20 protein-coding genes are annotated in these 20,004 nt (G+C 27.4%); 4 read left to right on the forward strand and 16 right to left on the reverse strand.

Annotated features, from left to right (window positions below; genetic code table 11):
• Window positions 1-9 precede the first annotated feature (9 nt).
• A complete protein-coding gene (locus tag H0H55_RS01425) occupies window positions 10-1,197 on the reverse strand; it encodes a pyridoxal phosphate-dependent aminotransferase (protein WP_185861524.1) in 1,188 nt (395 codons plus the stop codon).
• Between the two features lie 70 nt (window positions 1,198-1,267).
• On the opposite strand from H0H55_RS01425, the gene rsmG reads away from it, so the two are divergent.
• Both rsmG and H0H55_RS01435 read left to right on the forward strand, forming a co-directional pair.
• Window positions 1,268-1,888 carry a 16S rRNA (guanine(527)-N(7))-methyltransferase RsmG gene (gene rsmG / locus H0H55_RS01430; RefSeq protein WP_185861525.1) on the forward strand — a complete coding sequence of 207 codons (621 nt, stop codon included), beginning with the start codon at window positions 1,268-1,270 and terminating at the stop codon, window positions 1,886-1,888.
• A gap of 26 nt (window positions 1,889-1,914) precedes the next feature.
• Window positions 1,915-2,880 carry an amidohydrolase family protein gene (locus H0H55_RS01435; RefSeq protein ID WP_185861526.1) on the forward strand — a complete coding sequence of 322 codons (966 nt, stop codon included), beginning with the start codon at window positions 1,915-1,917 and terminating at the stop codon, window positions 2,878-2,880.
• A gap of 12 nt (window positions 2,881-2,892) precedes the next feature.
• On the opposite strand, the gene lysS is transcribed toward H0H55_RS01435, so the two are convergent.
• Window positions 2,893-4,389, reverse strand: a complete 1,497-nt coding sequence (lysS, locus tag H0H55_RS01440) for a lysine--tRNA ligase (RefSeq protein ID WP_185861527.1) — start codon at window positions 4,387-4,389, stop codon at window positions 2,893-2,895.
• Window positions 4,390-4,492: 103 nt separating this feature from the next.
• Between lysS and lipB the strand changes: the two genes are divergently transcribed.
• Window positions 4,493-5,203, forward strand: a complete 711-nt coding sequence (lipB, locus tag H0H55_RS01445) for a lipoyl(octanoyl) transferase LipB (RefSeq protein ID WP_185861528.1) — start codon at window positions 4,493-4,495, stop codon at window positions 5,201-5,203.
• Here lipB and mtaB read toward each other — a convergent pair.
• The 10 genes from mtaB to H0H55_RS01495 form a co-directional block, all read right to left on the reverse strand.
• The gene (mtaB, locus tag H0H55_RS01450; protein ID WP_185861529.1) at window positions 5,184-6,545 is read right to left on the reverse strand and encodes a tRNA (N(6)-L-threonylcarbamoyladenosine(37)-C(2))-methylthiotransferase MtaB; all 1,362 of its coding nucleotides are present in this window, start codon (window positions 6,543-6,545) and stop codon (window positions 5,184-5,186) included. The two genes, lipB and mtaB, sit on opposite strands and share 20 nt — an antisense overlap.
• Window positions 6,546-6,590: 45 nt before the next feature.
• Window positions 6,591-7,217 carry a peroxiredoxin gene (locus H0H55_RS01455; RefSeq protein WP_185861530.1) on the reverse strand — a complete coding sequence of 209 codons (627 nt, stop codon included), beginning with the start codon at window positions 7,215-7,217 and terminating at the stop codon, window positions 6,591-6,593.
• A 68-nt stretch (window positions 7,218-7,285) separates the two neighbouring features.
• Window positions 7,286-9,130, reverse strand: a complete 1,845-nt coding sequence (dnaG, locus tag H0H55_RS01460) for a DNA primase (RefSeq protein WP_185861531.1) — start codon at window positions 9,128-9,130, stop codon at window positions 7,286-7,288.
• On the reverse strand, window positions 9,127-9,792 hold the full coding sequence (gene rpe, locus H0H55_RS01465) for a ribulose-phosphate 3-epimerase (protein ID WP_185861532.1): 666 nt from the start codon (window positions 9,790-9,792) through the stop codon (window positions 9,127-9,129). The genes dnaG and rpe overlap by 4 nt, the downstream gene beginning before the upstream one ends.
• Before the next feature lie 31 nt (window positions 9,793-9,823).
• Window positions 9,824-10,624, reverse strand: coding sequence for an enoyl-ACP reductase FabI (locus H0H55_RS01470; protein ID WP_185861533.1), 801 nt, complete (start codon window positions 10,622-10,624; stop codon window positions 9,824-9,826).
• Window positions 10,625-10,657: 33 nt separating this feature from the next.
• Window positions 10,658-11,899, reverse strand: a complete 1,242-nt coding sequence (metK, locus tag H0H55_RS01475) for a methionine adenosyltransferase (RefSeq protein WP_185861534.1) — start codon at window positions 11,897-11,899, stop codon at window positions 10,658-10,660.
• Between the two features lie 30 nt (window positions 11,900-11,929).
• Window positions 11,930-13,003, reverse strand: a complete 1,074-nt coding sequence (locus H0H55_RS01480) for a bifunctional 3-deoxy-7-phosphoheptulonate synthase/chorismate mutase type II (protein WP_185861535.1) — start codon at window positions 13,001-13,003, stop codon at window positions 11,930-11,932.
• A gap of 15 nt (window positions 13,004-13,018) precedes the next feature.
• Complete coding sequence (locus tag H0H55_RS01485) at window positions 13,019-13,867, reverse strand: prephenate dehydrogenase (protein WP_185861536.1); 849 nt, start codon at window positions 13,865-13,867, stop codon at window positions 13,019-13,021.
• Window positions 13,864-15,003 (reverse strand): pyridoxal phosphate-dependent aminotransferase, encoded by a 1,140-nt coding sequence (locus H0H55_RS01490; protein WP_185861537.1) that lies wholly within the window; start codon window positions 15,001-15,003, stop codon window positions 13,864-13,866. Before H0H55_RS01490 ends, H0H55_RS01485 begins: the two co-directional genes overlap by 4 nt.
• A gap of 7 nt (window positions 15,004-15,010) precedes the next feature.
• Window positions 15,011-15,853, reverse strand: a complete 843-nt coding sequence (locus tag H0H55_RS01495; protein WP_185861538.1) for a prephenate dehydratase — start codon at window positions 15,851-15,853, stop codon at window positions 15,011-15,013.
• Window positions 15,854-16,009: 156 nt separating this feature from the next.
• Here H0H55_RS01495 and H0H55_RS01500 point away from each other — a divergent pair, with 156 nt between their 5' ends.
• Window positions 16,010-17,341 carry an Nramp family divalent metal transporter gene (locus H0H55_RS01500; protein ID WP_185861539.1) on the forward strand — a complete coding sequence of 444 codons (1,332 nt, stop codon included), beginning with the start codon at window positions 16,010-16,012 and terminating at the stop codon, window positions 17,339-17,341.
• On the opposite strand, the gene rplI is transcribed toward H0H55_RS01500, so the two are convergent.
• From rplI to gltX, 4 genes are read right to left on the reverse strand one after another with little or no spacing between them, the layout of a single operon-like run.
• Window positions 17,321-17,794, reverse strand: coding sequence for a 50S ribosomal protein L9 (rplI, locus tag H0H55_RS01505; RefSeq protein ID WP_185861540.1), 474 nt, complete (start codon window positions 17,792-17,794; stop codon window positions 17,321-17,323). The two genes, H0H55_RS01500 and rplI, sit on opposite strands and share 21 nt — an antisense overlap.
• A 1-nt stretch (window position 17,795) precedes the next feature.
• The gene (gene rpsR, locus H0H55_RS01510; protein WP_185861541.1) at window positions 17,796-18,107 is read right to left on the reverse strand and encodes a 30S ribosomal protein S18; all 312 of its coding nucleotides are present in this window, start codon (window positions 18,105-18,107) and stop codon (window positions 17,796-17,798) included.
• The gene (gene rpsF / locus H0H55_RS01515; protein WP_185861542.1) at window positions 18,100-18,444 is read right to left on the reverse strand and encodes a 30S ribosomal protein S6; all 345 of its coding nucleotides are present in this window, start codon (window positions 18,442-18,444) and stop codon (window positions 18,100-18,102) included. The genes rpsR and rpsF overlap by 8 nt, the downstream gene beginning before the upstream one ends.
• A gap of 53 nt (window positions 18,445-18,497) precedes the next feature.
• On the reverse strand, window positions 18,498-20,003 hold the full coding sequence (gene gltX, locus H0H55_RS01520; protein ID WP_185861543.1) for a glutamate--tRNA ligase: 1,506 nt from the start codon (window positions 20,001-20,003) through the stop codon (window positions 18,498-18,500).
• Window position 20,004 lies beyond the last annotated feature (1 nt).

The following is a 20,004-nucleotide window of genomic DNA, read 5'->3' on the forward strand; positions in this document are numbered from 1 at the left end:
AAATCTTTTTTATCTTAATACTTTTTTTATTCTTGTCAAGGCTTCTGTAATTTTTTCGTATGATGTTGCGTAAGAAATTCGTAAACATTCATTATCGCCAAAAGCGCTCCCACTAACGGTAGCAACTTGAGCTTTTTCAAGTAAAAATTCAGAAAATTCATCTGAATTTTGAATCATTTTTCCATGTAATTTTTTTCCAAAAAAATTTGAAATTTTTGGAAAAACATAAAAAGCTCCATTTGGTTTACAAATTTGTAATCCATCAATTTCCTGAATCATATCTAAAACTAAATTTTTTCTTTTTTCAAATTCCTTAATCATATACTCAATTTGATTTGGATGAGCAGATAATGCAGAAATGGCAGCTATCTGCGCGATAGAATTTGCACATGAGGTCATCTGACCTTGTATTTTATCACAAGATTGAGCAACCCATTCTGCAGATCCAATATATCCAATTCTCCAACCTGTCATAGAAAAAGCTTTAGATAAACCATTAACTGTAATAACTTGATGATGAATATCTGGAAATATAGCAATACTAGTATGTTTTTCTGAGTAACAAATATGTTCATAAATCTCATCAGAAAGAATCATGACTTTTGGATGTTTTTTAAAAACTTCGGCTAAATCTTTTAGTTCTTCATAAGAATAAACACTTCCTGTAGGATTACAAGGAGTACTGAATATAAATAATTTTGTTTTAGATGTAATAGCTTTTTCTAATTGATCTGGATGAATCTTAAAATCATTTTTCATAATTGTTGGAACAATAACAGGAGAAGATTCACAAAATTTAACCATTTGTAAATAACTAACCCAATAAGGGGCGGGAATAATAACTTCATCATCTTTATTTAACAAAGATAAAAGAACATTCATTATAGATTGTTTTGCACCGGTAGAAACTACAATTTGAGAAGGGTTGTATTTCAAATGATTATCACGGTAAAATTTTTCGCATATTACTTTTTTAAGTTTTAAGTATCCGGATACAGGAGTATAATAATGATAACCTTCATCTATAGCTTTTTTTGCAGCGGATAAAACAAAATTTGGAGGTAAAAAATCGGGTTCTCCTAAACTTAAATTGATAATATCATAACCTTTATTTTTTAATTCTCTGGCTTTAGATGACATAGCTATAGTTTGTGAATAAGATATATTCTGTAAACGATGAGATAATCTATTTGTCATATCATAAATATTTATTTGGAATGATTACAAATCTAAATAAATTTGATTATAAGTTTATTTATTCATTAATATGGAATTAATTAAAAAATATTTTCCTAATTTATTGGATCAACAATTTTATAAATTGTCTGATTTAAAAAATTTATATGCGTATTGGAATACATATGTGAATTTAGTCTCTAGAAAAACATTTTTCGATTTTTATCAGCAACACGTCCTTTTTTGTTTAGGAATAGCTAAAGTATTTTCTTTTTATCCAGGATCATGTGTCATGGATTTAGGAACAGGAGGAGGATTTCCTGGAATTCCCTTATCCATAATTTTTCCTAATACAAAATTTATATTAGTAGATTCTATTAGAAAAAAAATCAAAATTATAGAAAAAATCATATATAATCTTCATCTAGAAAATGTATGTACTATTTGTATTCGTGCAGAGAAATTAGAAAATAAATTTGATTTTGTGGTCACTCGAGCTGTTAACAAAATAAATATCATTCACAATTGGATAAAAGATAAATTTAAACACAAGTCCAATTATAAAATTAAAAATGGAGCTTTATATCTAAAAGGAGGAAATCTTTATGATGAATTAAAAGAATTTCCTCATGCAATAGAATATCCTTTAAATCATTATTTTGAAGAACCATTTTTTATAACTAAGAAAGTTGTTTGGATTTCCAATATTTAACATTAATAAATAGAAACAGATTTAAAATGAATCCTAAAAAAATTTTTATAGAAAAAGTGAAAAAAAAAGGTGGATGGGTAAATGCTCATGCTCATTTGGACAGAGCTTATACTCTAACAAAAAAAAATTTTCAATATTCTTATTCCCCCCTTCAAAAAAAATGGTATCTAGTTGATGAAATGAAACGTTTAGCTACAGAAGAGGATATTTATATCCGTATGGAAAAAGCTTTAGAATATTTTTTAATGCAAGGAACACAAGCTTTATGTTCTTTTATTGATGTAGATGAAATTATTGAAAATCGTGCTTTGAAAGCCGCTAAAAAATTGAAAAATAATTACGGAAATTTAATTCATATTTGTTTTGCTAATCAAGTTCTGAAAGGTGTTTTGAATACAAAATCAAAATATTGGTTTGATCAATCAATAGAATTTGTAGATATTATTGGTGGATTACCCGCTACAGATTATGGAAAAGAAGATGAACATTTAGATATTTTATTACAAACAGCTAAAAAAAAAGGAAAAATTGTGCATGTACATGTGGATCAGTTGAATACTAGAGAAGAAAAAGAGACTGAAAAATTAGCAAAAAAAACGATTGAACATGGGATGCAAGGAAAAGTAGTAGCTATACATAGCATTTCTTTAGCCGCACATACTAGAGATTATCGTTATAAAATATACCATTTAATGAGAAAAGCAAATTTAATGGTAATATCTTGTCCCATTGCTTGGATTGATCATACCAGAAGTGAGCGTTTAACTCCTAGCCATAATTCTATCACGCCAGTGGATGAAATGGTTCCTGAAGGAATTATAGTAGCTTTTGGAACAGATAATATTTGTGATATATACAAACCTTTTTCTGATGGAAATCTATGGATAGAATTACGAGTAATGTTAGAAGCTTGTCATTATTATGATATCGATCATTTGGTAAAAATTTCTACAATAAATGGATTAAAAGTATTAGGATTGGAAAATAAGTAATTTATTTTTTTTTTACTTTTTCTTTTCTGGACGCATTTGCGGAAAAAGTAAAACTTCTTGAATCGATTTTGTTTCAGTAAGTAACATTACTAAACGATCGATTCCAATTCCAATGCCTGCACTAGGAGGCATGCCAAATTCTAAAGCACGTATAAAATCTTGGTCAATTGATATAGATTCGTCTTTCATGTTCCTTTCAGATAATTTCATTTGTTCTCGTAAACGAGACAATTGATCTATAGGATCATTAAGTTCTGAATAAGCATTCGCTATTTCTTGCCCATTTATAATGAGTTCAAAACGTTCTGATAAATTTTCTTTATCACGGTGTTTTTTAGTTAATGGGCTCATTTCCAAAGGATAATCAATAATAAAAGTTGGGTTTGTGTAATGATTTTTGCATTTTTCTTCAAAAATGTTTTCAATTAATTTAGCTTTACTCATTTTTACATTCTCTTCTATATGCAATTTTTGACAAACTTTTCTTAATTCTTCCTTTTCCATTTTTTTGATATCAAATCCTGTATATTTTTTAATAGAATCCAATATAGGAATACGAGGAAAAGGAGTTTGAAAACTAATATGGTTATTTTCTTGAAATTTATTACAGATCCATTTCATAAATTTTTCTGTAAAATCCATCATCCAGTAATAATCTTTATAAGCTACATAAAGTTCCAATACAGTAAATTCTGGATTATGAAGACGATCCATCCCCTCGTTTCTAAAATTTTTTGAAAATTCATATACACCGTTAAATCCACCAATGATTAATCTTTTCAAATAAAGTTCATTAGCTATACGTAAATATAATGGAATCCCCAGTGTATTGTGAAATGTTTCAAAAGGACGAGCTATAGCTCCTCCAGGTATGGATTGTAAAATTGGAGTATCTACTTCTAGATATTCTTGATCATCCAAAAAATTTCTTATTTTTTTAATGATACGAGTACGTTTTAAAAAAATTTCTTTTACATAATTATTGACAATAAGATCCACATAACGCATACGATAACGTTGTTCTGTATTAGAAAAAGCATCATATATTTTTTTGTTTTTATCCACTTTTACTTGTGGCAAGGGACGTATAGATTTGGATAATAAAGTTAATTTATGAACATGGATGGTCATTTCATTCATTTTTGTTTTAAATAAAAACCCTTTGATTCCAATAATATCTCCTATATCTATAAGTTTTTTTAAAAAAATATTGTAAACATCCTCTTTTTTTATTTGATCAGAAGATAAATGATCCTGATTCAAATATATTTGCATACTGCCTGTATGATCTTTAATCTCTCCAAAAGAAGCTTTTCCTAAAATACGCAAACGCATTAACCGTCCAGCTATACTTATAGTTTCAGTTCTGTTTTCCGTAAAATTTTTTTGTATATTACAAATGGTAGTGGTGACAACATATTCTTCTGAAGGATAAGGATTGATTCCCAATAATTTAAGTTGATCTAGTTTTTTTCTTCGTATAATTTGTTGTTCTGATAAATAAGTCATATACTAATTTGTGTTTGTGTGGATTGTGTGGATGTTGACCATACGAAACGAACGAATTGAATAAAACTAAGGTACATTTGTTTATATAAATTTTTCAAAAACTATGAAAAAAAAAATACTTTTTTTTGAAGATTTAGGAAAAAAAGAGTTCCAAGAAACTTGGATGTATCAAAAAAAATTATTTGATGAAATCATACAAAAAAAAGTAAATAATATATCGGATAAAAAAGCAGGATATTTTCTCTTTGTAGAGCACCCTCATGTATATACTATAGGAAAAAATGGTCACAAAAATCAACATTTGTTGGTTTCGTCTGATTTTTTAAAAAAAATAGATGTTTCTTTTTATCAAACAGATAGAGGGGGCGATATCACCTACCATGGTCCTGGTCAGTTGATTGGGTATCCTATTTTAAATATGGATTATTTTTTTACTGATATTCATAAATACCTTCGTCTTTTAGAAGAAGTAATGATTCACTTTTTATGTAAAAATTATGCAATCAAGGGAGAACGAAAAAAAGGAAGAACGGGAGTTTGGTTTAATAATGGAAAAAACGGAAAATCAAGGAAAATATGTGCAATAGGAATTAGAATGAGTCGCTGGGTCACTATGCATGGATTTGCTTTAAATGTAAATACAGATTTACAGTATTTTAATCATATTATTCCTTGTGGAATTTATAATCAAGAAGTGACTTCTTTAAAAAAAGAATTGAAAAAAGATGATATATCTTTACAAAAAGTAAAATGTATGGTCAAAAAATCTTTTCAAGAAATTTTTGATGTAGAATTTATAAACATGCCGGATTAATTGGATTTTTAACTAAATTTAATGGTTCGGCTACCATTATTCCATCTTGATCTATTTTTGTGATTAATACATCTTGTAATGTATTCTCATATGATGAAGAATTGCATGAATTTAATAACATTTTAGTTCGAATATAATTTTCTGTATATCCATATAAATATTTTTTATTGTGAGAATTTTTTTCGAATAATACGGTTTTTTTAGTATAAATTTGTCTACTGCAAAAAGAACGATATTTTTTGTTTGAAAGAACTCTAAAAATTTGATTTCGTTTACATTGTATCTTTCTCGATACATTTTGATCCATTGTACTGGACTTTGTATTTGGTCTATTAGAATAAGTAAATATGTGTAAAGATGAAATTTCTAATTTGTTCAAAAAATGATAAGTTTCCAAAAAATGTTTATGTGTTTCTCCAGGAAAGCCAACAATAATATCTGAACCTATATAAGCATCTGGCATTAAATATCGAATTTGTTTTACTTTTTCTTGATAAAGTTCTCGTTTGTAACGTCTATGCATTTTTTCCAATGTATCATTGCTTCCGGATTGTAAAGGAATATGAAAATGAGGAACAAAATGTTTGCTTTTAGACAAAAATTTAATACATTCATTTCTCAATAAATTAGGCTCTATAGAGGATAAACGTATTCTTCCTTTTTCTTGTATTTCATCTATAGCTTGTATTAAATCAAAAAATGTATATAATTGTCTATTATATCCGTATATATTTTTTCCATAATCTCCTATGTTAACACCTGTTAACACGATCTCTTTAACTCCTTTATGAAAAAGAAATCTAATATTTTGCAATATATTTTCTATTCTATCAGAACGAGAGGGGCCTCTTGACATAGGAATGACACAATAACTACATTTATAATCACATCCATCTTGTATTTTTAAAAAAGAACGAGTTCTATCTCCAACGGAAAACGATGGAAAATAAGTTTTTTTTGAAATAATCTTTGCATAATATTTTTTATTCAAAAACCATTTTTTTTTATTAATATAATCTATAATTTTAAATTTTTCTTCATAGCCTAAAACGAGATCTACTCCAATAATGGAAGACACTTTTTTAGGATTCAGTTGAGCATAACATCCTATTGCTACAATAATAGCTTTTGAATTTTTATTTATAGCAGAACGTACAATATGTTCAAATTCAATTTCTGCATTTTTTGTTACAGAACAACTATTGATTACATAAATATCTGCATAACTATTAAAAGTAACATGTTTATAATATAAAGGAGAAAACTTTCTTGCTATCGTAGAAGTCTCAGCATAATTGAGTTTACATCCCATGGTATAAAATGCTACTTTTTTTTTGAACATTTTTTATTTTTTTTGAATTGAAAGTCAAGGATATTCTGAATAAATCTAAGATGAAAAATAATCTTCAATTCCACTATGACTAGCTTTTATAGCTCTTTTTCCTTTTTTCCAATTAGCGGGACATACTTCTCCACTTTTTTCATAATATTGAAGTGCATCTATCATACGGATCGCTTCATGCACATTTCTTCCCAAAGGAAAATCGTTAATTAAAAGATGTCTGATTATCCCTTCTTTATCTATTAAAAATAATCCTCTATAAGCTATCAGTTCTCCAGTAGCTTTCAATTCTTCATGATTGCAAATCCAATTCCCAGACAACACTCCATAGTTATGAGATATGGTCTTATTGATATCAGATACAATAGGATAAGTTACTCCATGTATTCCACCTTTTTCTTTTGGCATCTGCAACCAAGCCCAATGAGATTGTTCTGTATCCGTAGATACAGCAATAACTTGTACATTTCTCATTTCAAAATCCTGAATTTTTTCTTGAAATGCATATATTTCTGTGGGACATACAAAAGTAAAATCTTTTGGATAAAAGAAAAGTAAAACATATTTACTTCCTTTAAATTGCTCTAAAGTAAAACTTTGTACAATATCTTTTCCATTTAAAACCGCACTAGACGTAAAATTAGGCGCTTTTTTTGAAATTAATGTATTCATTTTTTCTTTTCGTTTTTATCGTTTTTATATGCACGAATTTACCAAAACTTAAAAAAAGAAAAAAATCATTACACAAATCTATGTAATTTTTTATGAAGTTCATTTTTTATATTTGTTAAATGCATAATTTTTTTGATACAAGATTTTCTATTCTCATCTTTTTCAAGAGAATTTTTATAATGTATAATTTCTTTTTGAATTAATTTATAAATATATAAAGATTTATACCTCAATAAAATATCACTAATATATTGATTCAGATGATCCTCTTTAGAGGAAACCTGTATTCCTTTTCTATCCCATTTGGATAATGAATAAAATTTTGTGTTTTTTTTATCAAAAAATTTTGATAAATCTGTTTTTTTATTTTTTAAACAAATTTGATCAAATATTTCTTGATTTTTATTCAAAGAAAAACGTAAGTTCCAGCACTTAAAAAAGTGCAAGACTTCTTCTAAAACCGTTGTATTTTGTTCTTTTTTTTTTATAATTTGATTTCCATGATTTAAAATCAATTGAATCAATTCTTCTTCAACAACAAGAATAGTATTTTTTTTTTTTGAAAAAAACGTTGGATTTTCTTTTAATTTATGTGCATTTTTTTCGTTTATTCTGTTCAATTCATAAATCAAAATTTGTTGACGAATGTTTAGTACTTTTGAAGCTTCTTGTAAGTATAATTCCTTTTGAATTACATTGGATATTTTTGAAATACTATTCAAAATATTCATTATTAAAAATGATTTTTTTATGGGATCATTTTTATAGAACTTTTCATATATTTTTTGTTTAAATGAAACAAAATTATAACTATTTTTTGATAGAAAATTTCTGAGTTCAGAAAAAGAATATTTTCTTGATAGAAAATCTGGATCTTCTCCATTAGAAATCAATAATATGCGGACATTTACTTCTTGTTCCAGCATCATATTAATTCCTCTTAAAGAAGCTTTAATTCCAGAACGATCTCCATCATAAAAAAGAACAACATTTTTTGTAAATTTTTTGATCAATAAAATTTGATCTACGGTGAGTGAAATACCAGAAGAAGAAACTACATTTTTAATACCAGATTGATGTAAAGAAATAACATCTGTATATCCTTCCACTAAATAACAAAAATTTTCTTGAATCATGTTTTTTTTAGCTTGAAACAAGCCATATAAAATTTTACTTTTTATAAAAATATTACTTTCTGATGAATTGATATATTTAGCGGAATATTTAGAATCAATATTTCTTCCCCCAAAACCTATCACTTTTCCTGATAAATTATGTATTGGAAACATCACACGTTTACGAAAACAATCAAAAAAATAATTAGATTTTTTAACAACAGTAAATCCAGATTTTTTGATATCCTGTATTTTAAATCCTTTTTTTAATGCTGTATACGTGAGTCTATTCAAATAAATAGGTGCATATCCTAATTCAAATTTTTGAATGATTTCTATATCAAAACCTCTTTTTTTAATTAAATAATTTAATCCGTTTTCTTGTCCTTCTTTGGTTTCATGTAATTGATTAATAAAAAAACGTTTTGCATAATCTTGTATTAAATACAATTTTTCATATTCTTCTTTTTCTTGATTTTTATGTTTATTATAATCGTTATCTTGATCTATATGATCAATATTGATATCATATTTCTTGGCAAGAAAACGCAATGATTCCTCATAAGTTAAATGTTCATGTTCCATAATAAAAGTGATAATATTTCCTCCTTTTCCAGAACTAAAATCTTTCCATATTTTTTTTGTAGGAGAAACGATAAAAGAAGGTGTTTTTTCATTAGAAAAAGGACTTAGCCCTCTGTAATTCGATCCACTTTTTTTTAATTTGATAAAATCACCAATCACATCTTCAATGCAAGAAAGAGAAAGTATTTTTTTTATAGTTTGTTTAGAAATCATAATAATGTTTCATTTTCTAATTTCATTCTATGAATAATTTCTTTTGGGTTAGAATTAGAAAAAATAGTAGTTCCTGATACTAATATATCTGCTCCATTTTTGAACAATAAAGAAGAATTTTCTAAATTAATTCCTCCATCTACTTCTATTAAAGCAGAAGAATCTTTTTTTAAAATTAAATCTTTAGTATCTTCTAATTTTTGATATGTTTGATGAATAAATTTTTGTCCACTGTAACCAGGATTAACACTCATCAATAAAACAAAATCTATATCATTAATGATGTCTTGTAAAAGAAAAACTGGAGTATGTGGATTCACAGCTACACCTACCTTCATTCCATTTTCTTTAACATAAGAAATTGTTCTGTTTAAATGAATGCAAGCTTCATAATGAATATGTAAATGGTTGGCTCCACAAGCTTTCAACTGTTCAATATATCGTTCTGGTTGTAATATCATTAAATGTACATCCATTGGCTTATGTGTATATTTTTTTATATATTTAGTGAACAAAAATCCAAAAGAAATATTAGAAACAAAAGAAGAATCCATTATGTCAATATGAAACCAATCTGCTTCACTTTGATTCAGCATTTCTATATCACGATATAAGAAAGCTAAATTTGCGGAAAATAAAGATGGAGCTATAATTCTTTTCATATTATATAAGTTAGTTATGTAGGTATTATTTTTATGAAATCATAGCTTCAATAATTCCAGTATGAGAAAAACCTCCATCATGATATAAATTTTGCATGGTTACTTTTCTTGTTAAATCTGAAAAAAGTGTAATTATATAATTAGCGCAATCTTGTGTAGAAGCGTTTCCTAACGGAGATATTTTTTCAGAAAATGTTAAAAGTTGATCAAATCCTTTGATAGCTTTTGCAGCTCGTGTGATACTAGGAGATTGTGATACCGTATTCACCCTTACCTTTTCTTTGATTCCCCAATGGTATCCAAAATTACGTGTAATACTTTCTAAATAGGATTTGTAATCCGACATATCTACATAATCTGGAAAACTTCGTCGAGAAGCAATATATGTTATAGCTACAATAGAACCCCATTTATTCATCGCTTTTTTATTCCAAGCTGTCTGCATAATTTTATGATAAGATACAGCAGATATTTCCCATCCTTTTCTTAAAAATTCATAATTTATAGAGGGATAAGTTAAACCCTTTCGGATATTCATAGACATAGCTATGGAATGCAATAAAAAATCTATTTTTCCTCCAAAATGATTTAATGTTTTTTCAAATAAAATATTAAGATCTGATATGGAAGTGGCATCGGCTGAAACCACCATAGATTCCGTTTTATGAGATAATTCATAAATTTTACCTATTCTTAAAGAGGCTGGTGTATTGGTTAATACAAAAGATGCTTTTTCTTCATAAGCACGTTCAGCTACCTTCCAAGCAATAGAATTTTCGTCAAAGGCTCCAAATATAATTCCTTTTTTTCCTTTCAATAGATTGTAAGACATAGTCAAAATATTTAACTAAAAATACCTATTTTTTTAAATATTAAATATTTCCTTTATAACGGATAAATAGTCCAATTTTTCCCATGTGAAAAGTTCTACTTCTTGTTCTTTTTGATATCCTTCTATATCTAAGAAAGACTTATAGACTTTTTTTGGAGTTCTTCCCATATGTCCATATACAGAAGTTTCTTCATACATTGGTTGACGTAATTTTAATCTTTTTTCTATAGCATAAGGACGTAAATCAAAAATTTTATTTATATTAGATGCAATATTTTCATTATCTATTTTTGATTTACCATAGGTGTTTACAAAAATTCCTATGGGTTCTGCAATACCTGCCGCGTAAGATATTTGTATTAATAACTCATCAGAAATTCCTGCTGCTACTAAATTTTTAGCTATATGTCTAGCAGCGTAGGCTCCAGATCTGTCCATTTTAGATGGATCTTTTCCAGAAAAAGCCCCTCCTCCATGAGCCCCTCTTCCTCCATAAGTATCGACTATAATCTTTCTTCCGGTCAGACCAGTATCCCCATGAGGTCCTCCAGTGACAAATTTACCTGTTGAATTTATGTAATATTTTGTTCTATCCGTAAATAATTTTTTTGCATTTTTATTGTTCATGACTCTTGGTATAAGAATATTTTTAACATCATGAACTATGCGTTGATGCATTTTTTCTTTCGTATCAAATTCATCATGTTGAGTTGATATGATAATAGCGTGAATATGCACCGGAACATTTGTATCAGAATATTCTAAAGTAACTTGAGATTTTGCATCTGGACGTAAATATGTCATTCTTTCTCCTTCATTTCGAATATAAGAGAGTTCTCTTAATATAAGATGTGAAATTTCTAATGACATAGGCATATAATTTTCCGTTTCTTTTACAGCATAACCAAAAACAAGGCATTGGTCTCCAGAACCTTGTTCTTCTTTTTTTGATCGTTGAATTCCCTCTAACAAATCTAAAGATTGTTCTTGAATCGAAGAAATAACTCCACAAGAATCTGCATTGAATCTATATTCATTTTTAGTGTACCCTATCTTTCTAAGAATATCACGAGCTATTTTTTGAACATTTACCCAGGTATTAGACCTGACTTCTCCAGCTAATATAATTTGTCCCGTAGTAACCAAAGTTTCTATAGCTACTTTTGCATCTGAATCAGATGCTAAAAAATGATCTAATATAGAATCAGATATTTGATCTGAAATTTTATCAGGATGACCTTCTGAAACAGATTCACTGGTAAATAAATAAGCCATTTTGAGGACTACGAAGTATTTTATAATAAATTACCTGATTTGATTCTGAATTTTAATAGATTCTTGATGCAAAAGTTCAAAAATTCCTTCAAGGAATTCTTCAGTAAGACCTAAACTTTTCCCAAAAAAAAGAGATTTTTTCATAATTTTTTCCCATCTGCTAGGTTGAATAACAGCAATGTCTGAAGATTTTTTCAAAGATCCTAATTTTTTTGAAATATTCATTCTTTCTGCTAAAAGTGTAATAATATTTTCATCCAATTCATCAATTAAAATCCTAAAAGAATCTAAATATCTTTTACTTTTTTGATCAAATTTTTCGATAGATGTTAATTTTTTTAACATCTTCAAAAGATTTTCTGGTGTGATTTGTTGTTGAGCATCGCTCAAAGCATGAGATGGATCACAATGACTTTCTATCATTAATCCTTCATATTGAAAATGATAAGCAGCTTTTGCTATATCAAAAATCCCTTCTTTATTTCCACAAATATGTGATGGATCACATATAATCGGTATTCTAGGAAGAAGGCTTCTAAAATTTAATAAAAGATTCCAATTCGGCTGGTTCCGATATTTTGAATTCTTGTAGGTATAAAAACCACGATGTATGACTCCTAATTTTTGAATCCCTTTCCCCAACAAACGTTCTAAAGCTCCTATCCATAATTCTATATCAGGATGAATAGGGTTTTTGACTAAAACAATTTTATTATTTTCTCCTTCCAGAGCATCCGCTATTTCTTGAATCGTAAAAGGACTAGCCGTGCTTCTAGCTCCTATCCAAAGAACATCTATTCCAAAAGAAATGGCCAATCTCACATGTTCTGCATTCGCTATTTCTGTAGCTACCATTAATCCCGTATTTTTTTTAACCTTATGAAGCCATTCAAGTCCTTTTTTTCCAACTCCCTCAAAATTATTGGGTTTTGTTCTAGGTTTCCAAATACCAGCTCTAAATACTTGAACACTAGAAGAATTCAATCTATTTGCTGTTTCTAATATTTGTTTCTCACTTTCTGCACTACAAGGACCAGATATAATAAAAGGTTGATCCCACTTATCAATCCAAGATCTATCTATACTATTATTCAATTTTTCCATCACAATACATTTAATTTACACATATTTTTTATTTTTAATATCATTTGCTTTTTTCATATACTGATTTATATCATGAAATTCTTTGTTTATTAAATGATTACGAAATTTATTTAAATCATCAATATAAAAATCTATAGCTTGAATTAAATTTTTTTTATTAGAAATAAAAATAGGTAACCATGTTTCTGGCTGACTTTTTGCCAATCGTGTAGTTGAATTTAATCCACTTCCCATCATATTATTGAAAATTTTTTCTTTATTTTTAAATTTTTTTAAAACTGTACTAGCTAAAGTAAAAGAAATCACATGAGGTAAATGAGAAATGTAAGCAATATCTAAATCATGTTCTTTAGAGGTCATATAAATTATACGCATTTTCAGAATAGAATAGATTTTTGTAACGACATCCATAGCATCTGGAGCACTCAATTCAGAATCACAAATAATACATTTTTTTTTATGAAATAAATTAGAATAAGCTGAAACAGGTCCAGAATTTTCAATTCCTGCAATCGGATGTGTCGCTACGAAACGATTTCTTTTAGGATGAGAATGTATTTGATTACAAATATCATATTTTGTAGATCCCGTATCTAAAATTACGGTATTTGTATTAATTTGATTCAGAATAATTGGAAGTATTTTTTTTATTCCATCTACGGGAATAGATAAAACAATTACGGAAGATTGCATCACGAGATCTTGCAAAGGAATTATCTCGTCTACAATTCCAAGTCTTACAGCATATGAAGCATTTTCTTGATTTGAATCTGTCCCTATAAATTTATCTCCAAAATTTGATTTTCTCAATCTTAAACCAATGGATCCTCCAATTAATCCTAATCCTATTATTCCAATATTCATGAAAAGATTCGATTTTTTGCCTGTTCTAAAATTTTTATTGGACAGCACATAGAAAACCTGACATATCCTTTTCCATTATTACCAAATACTCTACCAGGTGTCACAAATATGTGATAAGTTTTGAGAAACTTATCGGACCATATATGATCATTTTTGTTTGTATCTGTAATTTTTGCCCAAACAAATATTCCAGAACTTTTGATTGTATACTTTAAATTTAAATAATCACATATTTCCCATATAATTTTTCTTCGTTTAATATATTCTATATTCAGTTTTTCAAACCATTTTGAATCATGATTCAAGGCTTCTATAGCTCCAATTTGTATGGGGTAATACATACCAGAATCCATTTGACTTTTTATTTTCAAAATATTATGAATAAACTCCTTTTTTCCTATTATCATTCCAACACGCCATCCAGGCATATTGTAACTTTTACTTAAAGAATTTAATTCCAAAGCTACATCTTTAGCTCCTTTCACATTAAAAATACTTAAAGGACGTTCTTCATTCAAGATAAAACTATAAGGATTATCATGAACGAGCAACACATGATTTTTTTTAGAAAAAAAAACAATTTCTTCTAATTTTTCAAAAGGAATTGTTGCACCAGTAGGCATGTGAGGATAATTAATCCACATTATTTTTGCCTTAGATAAATTTTTCAATACAGGAATCCAGTTTTCATTTTCACAAAGATTATAATAAACAATTTTTGCATCTAAAAGTTTTGATACAGAAGAATAAGGAGGATATCCAGGATCGGGAATTAATACCTCATCCCCTTTATCTAAATAAGACATACTTATAAGCATAATTCCTTCCTTAGAACCCATTAATGGTAAAATTTCATTTTTAGGATCCACATTTACTCGATATACTTTTTTATACCAATTAGAAATAGCATTTCGTAGTGCTTCTATTCCAATATACTTTTGATAAGTATTCGCATGCTTTAATTCTGATGCTTTTTTCATTTTATGTATAACCCCAGATGGAGGAATCAGATCAGGATTTCCAATTCCTAAATTAATGATTTTGATCCCATTTTTTTCAAAATGATAAATTTCCTTCATTTTTTCTGAAAAAAAATATTCCGATATTTGATTCGTTCTTTTTGCTGCTACAATCATTAGGTTCTTATTCTATTCTCCCATTTTGATATTCTCCCATAATATATAACTGATGAAGACAGGGAATTTTTTGTATTTGTTGTTTCATATTTTCATAATCTTTTATATTGTTGAATATGATATCCACATAAAATGAATATTCCCAAGGTATTTGTATAATAGGAATGGATTGTATTTTCGTCATGTTAATTCCAAGACTAGATATCAGACTCAATATCTGAGATAAACTACCAGTAGTATGCAATATTTTGAATATTAATGAAGCTTTGTCAAAATAATTATTTTCTTTTTGTCCTTTTTTGCAACAATTTTTAATAATAAAAAATCTAGTAAAATTACTTGTAATAGTTTGTATATTTTTGTAAATGATTTCCAAACCATATTCTCTAGCCGCATTTTCGGACGCTATTGCAGCTAAGCCTTTTTTTTTGCATATAGAAATATATTTAGCAGCAGCGGCCGTATCAGAATATTCTGATATCTTGATGTTAGGATGAGCATCTATGAATAATTCACATTGTAAAATAGCCATAGGGTGAGAATATATTTCCTTAATATCTTCTATATTTTGTCCGGGATAAGCCATAAGATTATGCTTTATAGGCATATATATTTCTCCCACTATTTTTAAATTATATTCAGATAAAAGACTATAATTGGTCAGTATTGTTCCTGCTATGCTATTTTCTATAGCCATAACCCCTATATCTACATTTGATTTTGCTACGGAAATAGCCAATTCTCTAAAAGAAGAACACTCCATCAATTTATAATTACATCCTTCAAAATATCTAGAAACAGCTGCATGATGAAAACATCCCTTAACTCCTTGTATCGCTATTTTTTTCATGAAAACAAAAAAAAGGCGGATAAATTTGATGCAAATATAAAAAATTATTATAATTTATTTATACAATATAGATCAATTATTCACAATTGAAATGATCAAAAAAGATTAAAACGGTTAACTTTATAACTTTGTGTTTTCGGATTCTACTATTTCATTATGCAAAAGAAAAAATCTTCTATAGGATGGAGGAATGAAAACAAGCACCCTTCTCTTTCGGAAGTTTTTTCTTCCGTTTCTGTTCCAAAACAGAAAGGGATATGGAAAAAACTTTTTGCTTTTACTGGTCCAGGATTATTAATTTCTGTAGGATATATGGATCCAGGAAATTGGGCGACAGATATTGCTGGAGGGGCTCAATTTGGTTATATGCTTCTATCTGTGATTTTTATATCCAATTTTTTTGCCATGATTTTGCAACATTTAGCTTTAAAATTAGGAATTGTTTGTGAGAGAGACTTAGCACAAGCTTGTAGAGATCATTACCCACCCTTTATTAGTTTCATTTTATGGATATTATGCGAAATAGCTATTTCAGCTTGTGATTTAGCGGAAATTATCGGTTCAGTACTAGCCTTAAAATTGCTTTTTGGCATTCCCATGACATGGGGAGTATTAATTACAGTTATAGATGTTTTAATTATTTTGTTTTTTCAACATAAAGGTTTTAGATACATTGAAAGTGTAGTAGCAACTTTAATTTTTACAATTTTAATTTGTTTTAGTTTTGAAATTATTAATTCAAAACCTGAATTTTTTTCCATATTAAAAGGAATTATCCCTAGTACTGAGATTATGAAAAATTCGCATTCTTTTTATATATCTATCGGAATACTAGGAGCTACGGTAATGCCTCATAATCTGTATCTTCACTCAAGCATCATACAAACTAGAGATTATCCACGTACTATTGAAGGGAAGAAAATGGCGATCAAATATGCCACCATAGACAGTACCTTATCTCTATCTTTAGCATTTTTTATCAATGCAGCGATATTAATTATATCTGCAGCCACTTTTCATAAATTTGGACATACAAAAGTTTCAGATATTATGGATGCACACAAACTTCTAACTCCTATATTAGGTTCTAGCCTAGCTGGAGTTTTTTTTGCATTAGCTTTACTAGCATCAGGACAAAATTCTACATTAACTGGAACTTTAGCTGGACAAATAGTTATGGAAGGATTTCTGAATATAAAACTCAAACCTTGGATTAGAAGATTAATAACGAGATTGATTGCTATTGTTCCAGCCATGATTGTATCTATTGTTTATGGAGAAAAAGGCACAACTGAATTATTAATAATAAGTCAAATCATTTTATCGGCACAACTAAGTTTTGCAATAGTTCCATTAGTTCATTTTACAGGAGATTCAGAAAAAATGGGACCATTTGTTAATGGAACTTTTTTAAAAATATCAGCCTGGTTCATTACAATTATCATTGTGATGCTAAATCTATTTTTATTATATAATAGCTTCTTGTGAAGATGAAGAAGATAATACTTCAAAATTGAATGTAAATTCGAAATTTTTATGTAATCGTATAGTTGCCTTATGTTTTCCTATTGTTTTAATTACTTTATTTCCAGGTATCCTAATGAGTTTCTTATCTATGGAAACTCCTTCTTGATTCAAAACATTCATAAGGTATTGATTATTAATTGAACCAAAAAGTTTTCCTCCTTTCCCTGTTTTAACTGGTATTTTAATAGTTAATTTTTTTAATTTATCTTCTATTTCTTTATGTTTTTCAATTAAAAAATTTTCTTTTTTAGAACGTTGTTTCAATATTTCATGAGTATTTTTTATAGTTCCAGGCAATGCTAAAATTGCATATCCTTTAGGAATGAGATAGTTTCTAGCATAACCAGGTTTAACATCTAATTCATCATATTGAAATCCTAAATTTTCTATGTCTTTTTTTAGAATAATCTTCATTTTATCTTAAATCATCTGTAACAAAAGGTAAAAGTCCAATCTGTCTACATCTTTTGATAGCTGAATTTAATTTATTTTGATTTTTTTGTAAAGTCCCTGTGATACGACGTGGTAAAATTTTACCTTGTGCATTCAGAAATTTGATTAAAAATGTAGGATCTTTATAATCTATATATTTAATATTTCTTTTTTCAAAAAAACAATATTTTTTTTCTACTTTTGTTTCTATTTTAATAGGAGATAAATATCTTAATTCATTATCTACTACTTGTTTTGTATTTATCTTTTTATGTGATTCCTCTAAATTATTCATCTTTTTTCAATAATTTTTTTCTTCTTTTTTCAGCATATTCTATTCCATATTTATTTAATTTAACAGTTATAAAACGTAAAATACGCTCATCTTGTTTTAATTTTAATTCTAAATCAGAAATGGAATCAGAATTCAATAAAAATTCAAATAAGTGATAACAACCGCTTTGTTTTTTTCGAATAGAATAAGCTAGTTTTTTTAATCCCCAATGTTCCTGATGAATGATTTTTCCTTTTTTTTGTATGATATAATTTTCATATTCATTTGTAGTATCTTTTGCTTGATCATCAGATAATATAGGAGTTATTATGATAATATTTTCATAATGTTTTAGCATTGAATTTTTTTAAATGTAAATCTATATTTTTATATTCTTTTTTCAAAAACATTCTAAATTTTTTCTTTTATTCTGTTGATTAATTTCTCTATACGTAGTAAACTTTCTTCTTTTCCTAGCATTTCAAAAATTATAAAAATATCAATTCCTTTTAGAGAACCCACTAAAGCTAAACGAAATAATTGCATAATTTTATGTTTGTTTTTTTTTTTTTGAAAAAAACATGTCAAATTAACCGAACTAAATGAATTTATATTATATAACAATATTTTTGCATTTTCTAATTCAATAATTGTATTTTCATGACAAATTTTATTGAAAAAATTATCTTCATAAGAATTAGGAGAAACAAAAAAATAAGAAGAATGTTCCCATATTTCATGAATAAAATGAATTCTATCCATTGTTAAATAAATGACTTTCCATAAATAATCTTTTTTTTTGTATAAAATAGAACGTTTTTTTACTTCTCTAAAAAGAAATGCAAATATATCTTCTTTTTTTAAATGTTTTTTATTAAACCAATTCGTCTTTTTGATATCAAAATAAACACCAGATTTTTTTATTTTTTCTAAAGAGAATAAATGTATTAATTCTTGTAAAGAAAAAATTTCTTTTTTAACTCCAGGATTCCATCCTAATAAAGCTAACATATTCACAAATGCTTCAGGCAAATAACCTAATTCCCTATATCCTGGTATAAGAATTTGAGTTTTTGGAATTTTCCATTGTATAGGATATATAGGAAAATTTAAGTTATTTGTATTTCTTTTACTGATTTTTCCTTTTCCATTATTTCTTAAAATTAAAGGTAAATGTGCAAAATTAGGAGTGGTCCAACCTAAAGCTCTATATAACAATACATGTAAAGACGTAGACGGAAGCCATTCTTCTCCTCTGATCACATGAGTAATTTTCATTAAATGATCATCTATTGTATGAGCTAAATGATAAGTAGCTAATCCATCCGATTTTAATAAAATTTTATCGTCTAAATGATCTGTATCAACTATTATATTGCCACGTATGATATCATATATTTTTAATTTTTCTCCAGGTTCTATTTTAAATCGAATCACATAAGAATCAGATTGCAATTTATCATGTAATTGTTCTTTCGTCATAGTTAAAGAATTATTCATATACATTCTATTTCTAGAATTATAAGAAAAAGTTAAATCACGATTACTATATTCTTTTCTTTTTTTATCAATATCTTGATCTGTATCAAAAGCATAATAAACATATCCTTTTTTTAACAATTTATTGATATACATACGATAAATATCCATTCTTTGAGATTGATAATAAGGAGAATAAGGTCCTCCATATCCTACTCCTTCATCAGGTTCGATCTGACACCATTTTAATGTTTCCAAAATATATGATTCAGAATTTTCAACGAATCTTTTCTGATCAGTATCTTCTATTCTCAGAATAAATGTCCCACCATGTTTTTTAGAAAAAAGATAATTATATAATGCTGTTCTGATTCCACCTAAATGAAGTGGCCCTGTAGGACTAGGAGCGAAACGAACTCTTACAGAATGTGATGACATG

Source organism: Blattabacterium cuenoti (assembly GCF_014251795.1).
GTDB lineage: Bacteria > Bacteroidota > Bacteroidia > Flavobacteriales > Blattabacteriaceae > Blattabacterium > Blattabacterium cuenoti_AB.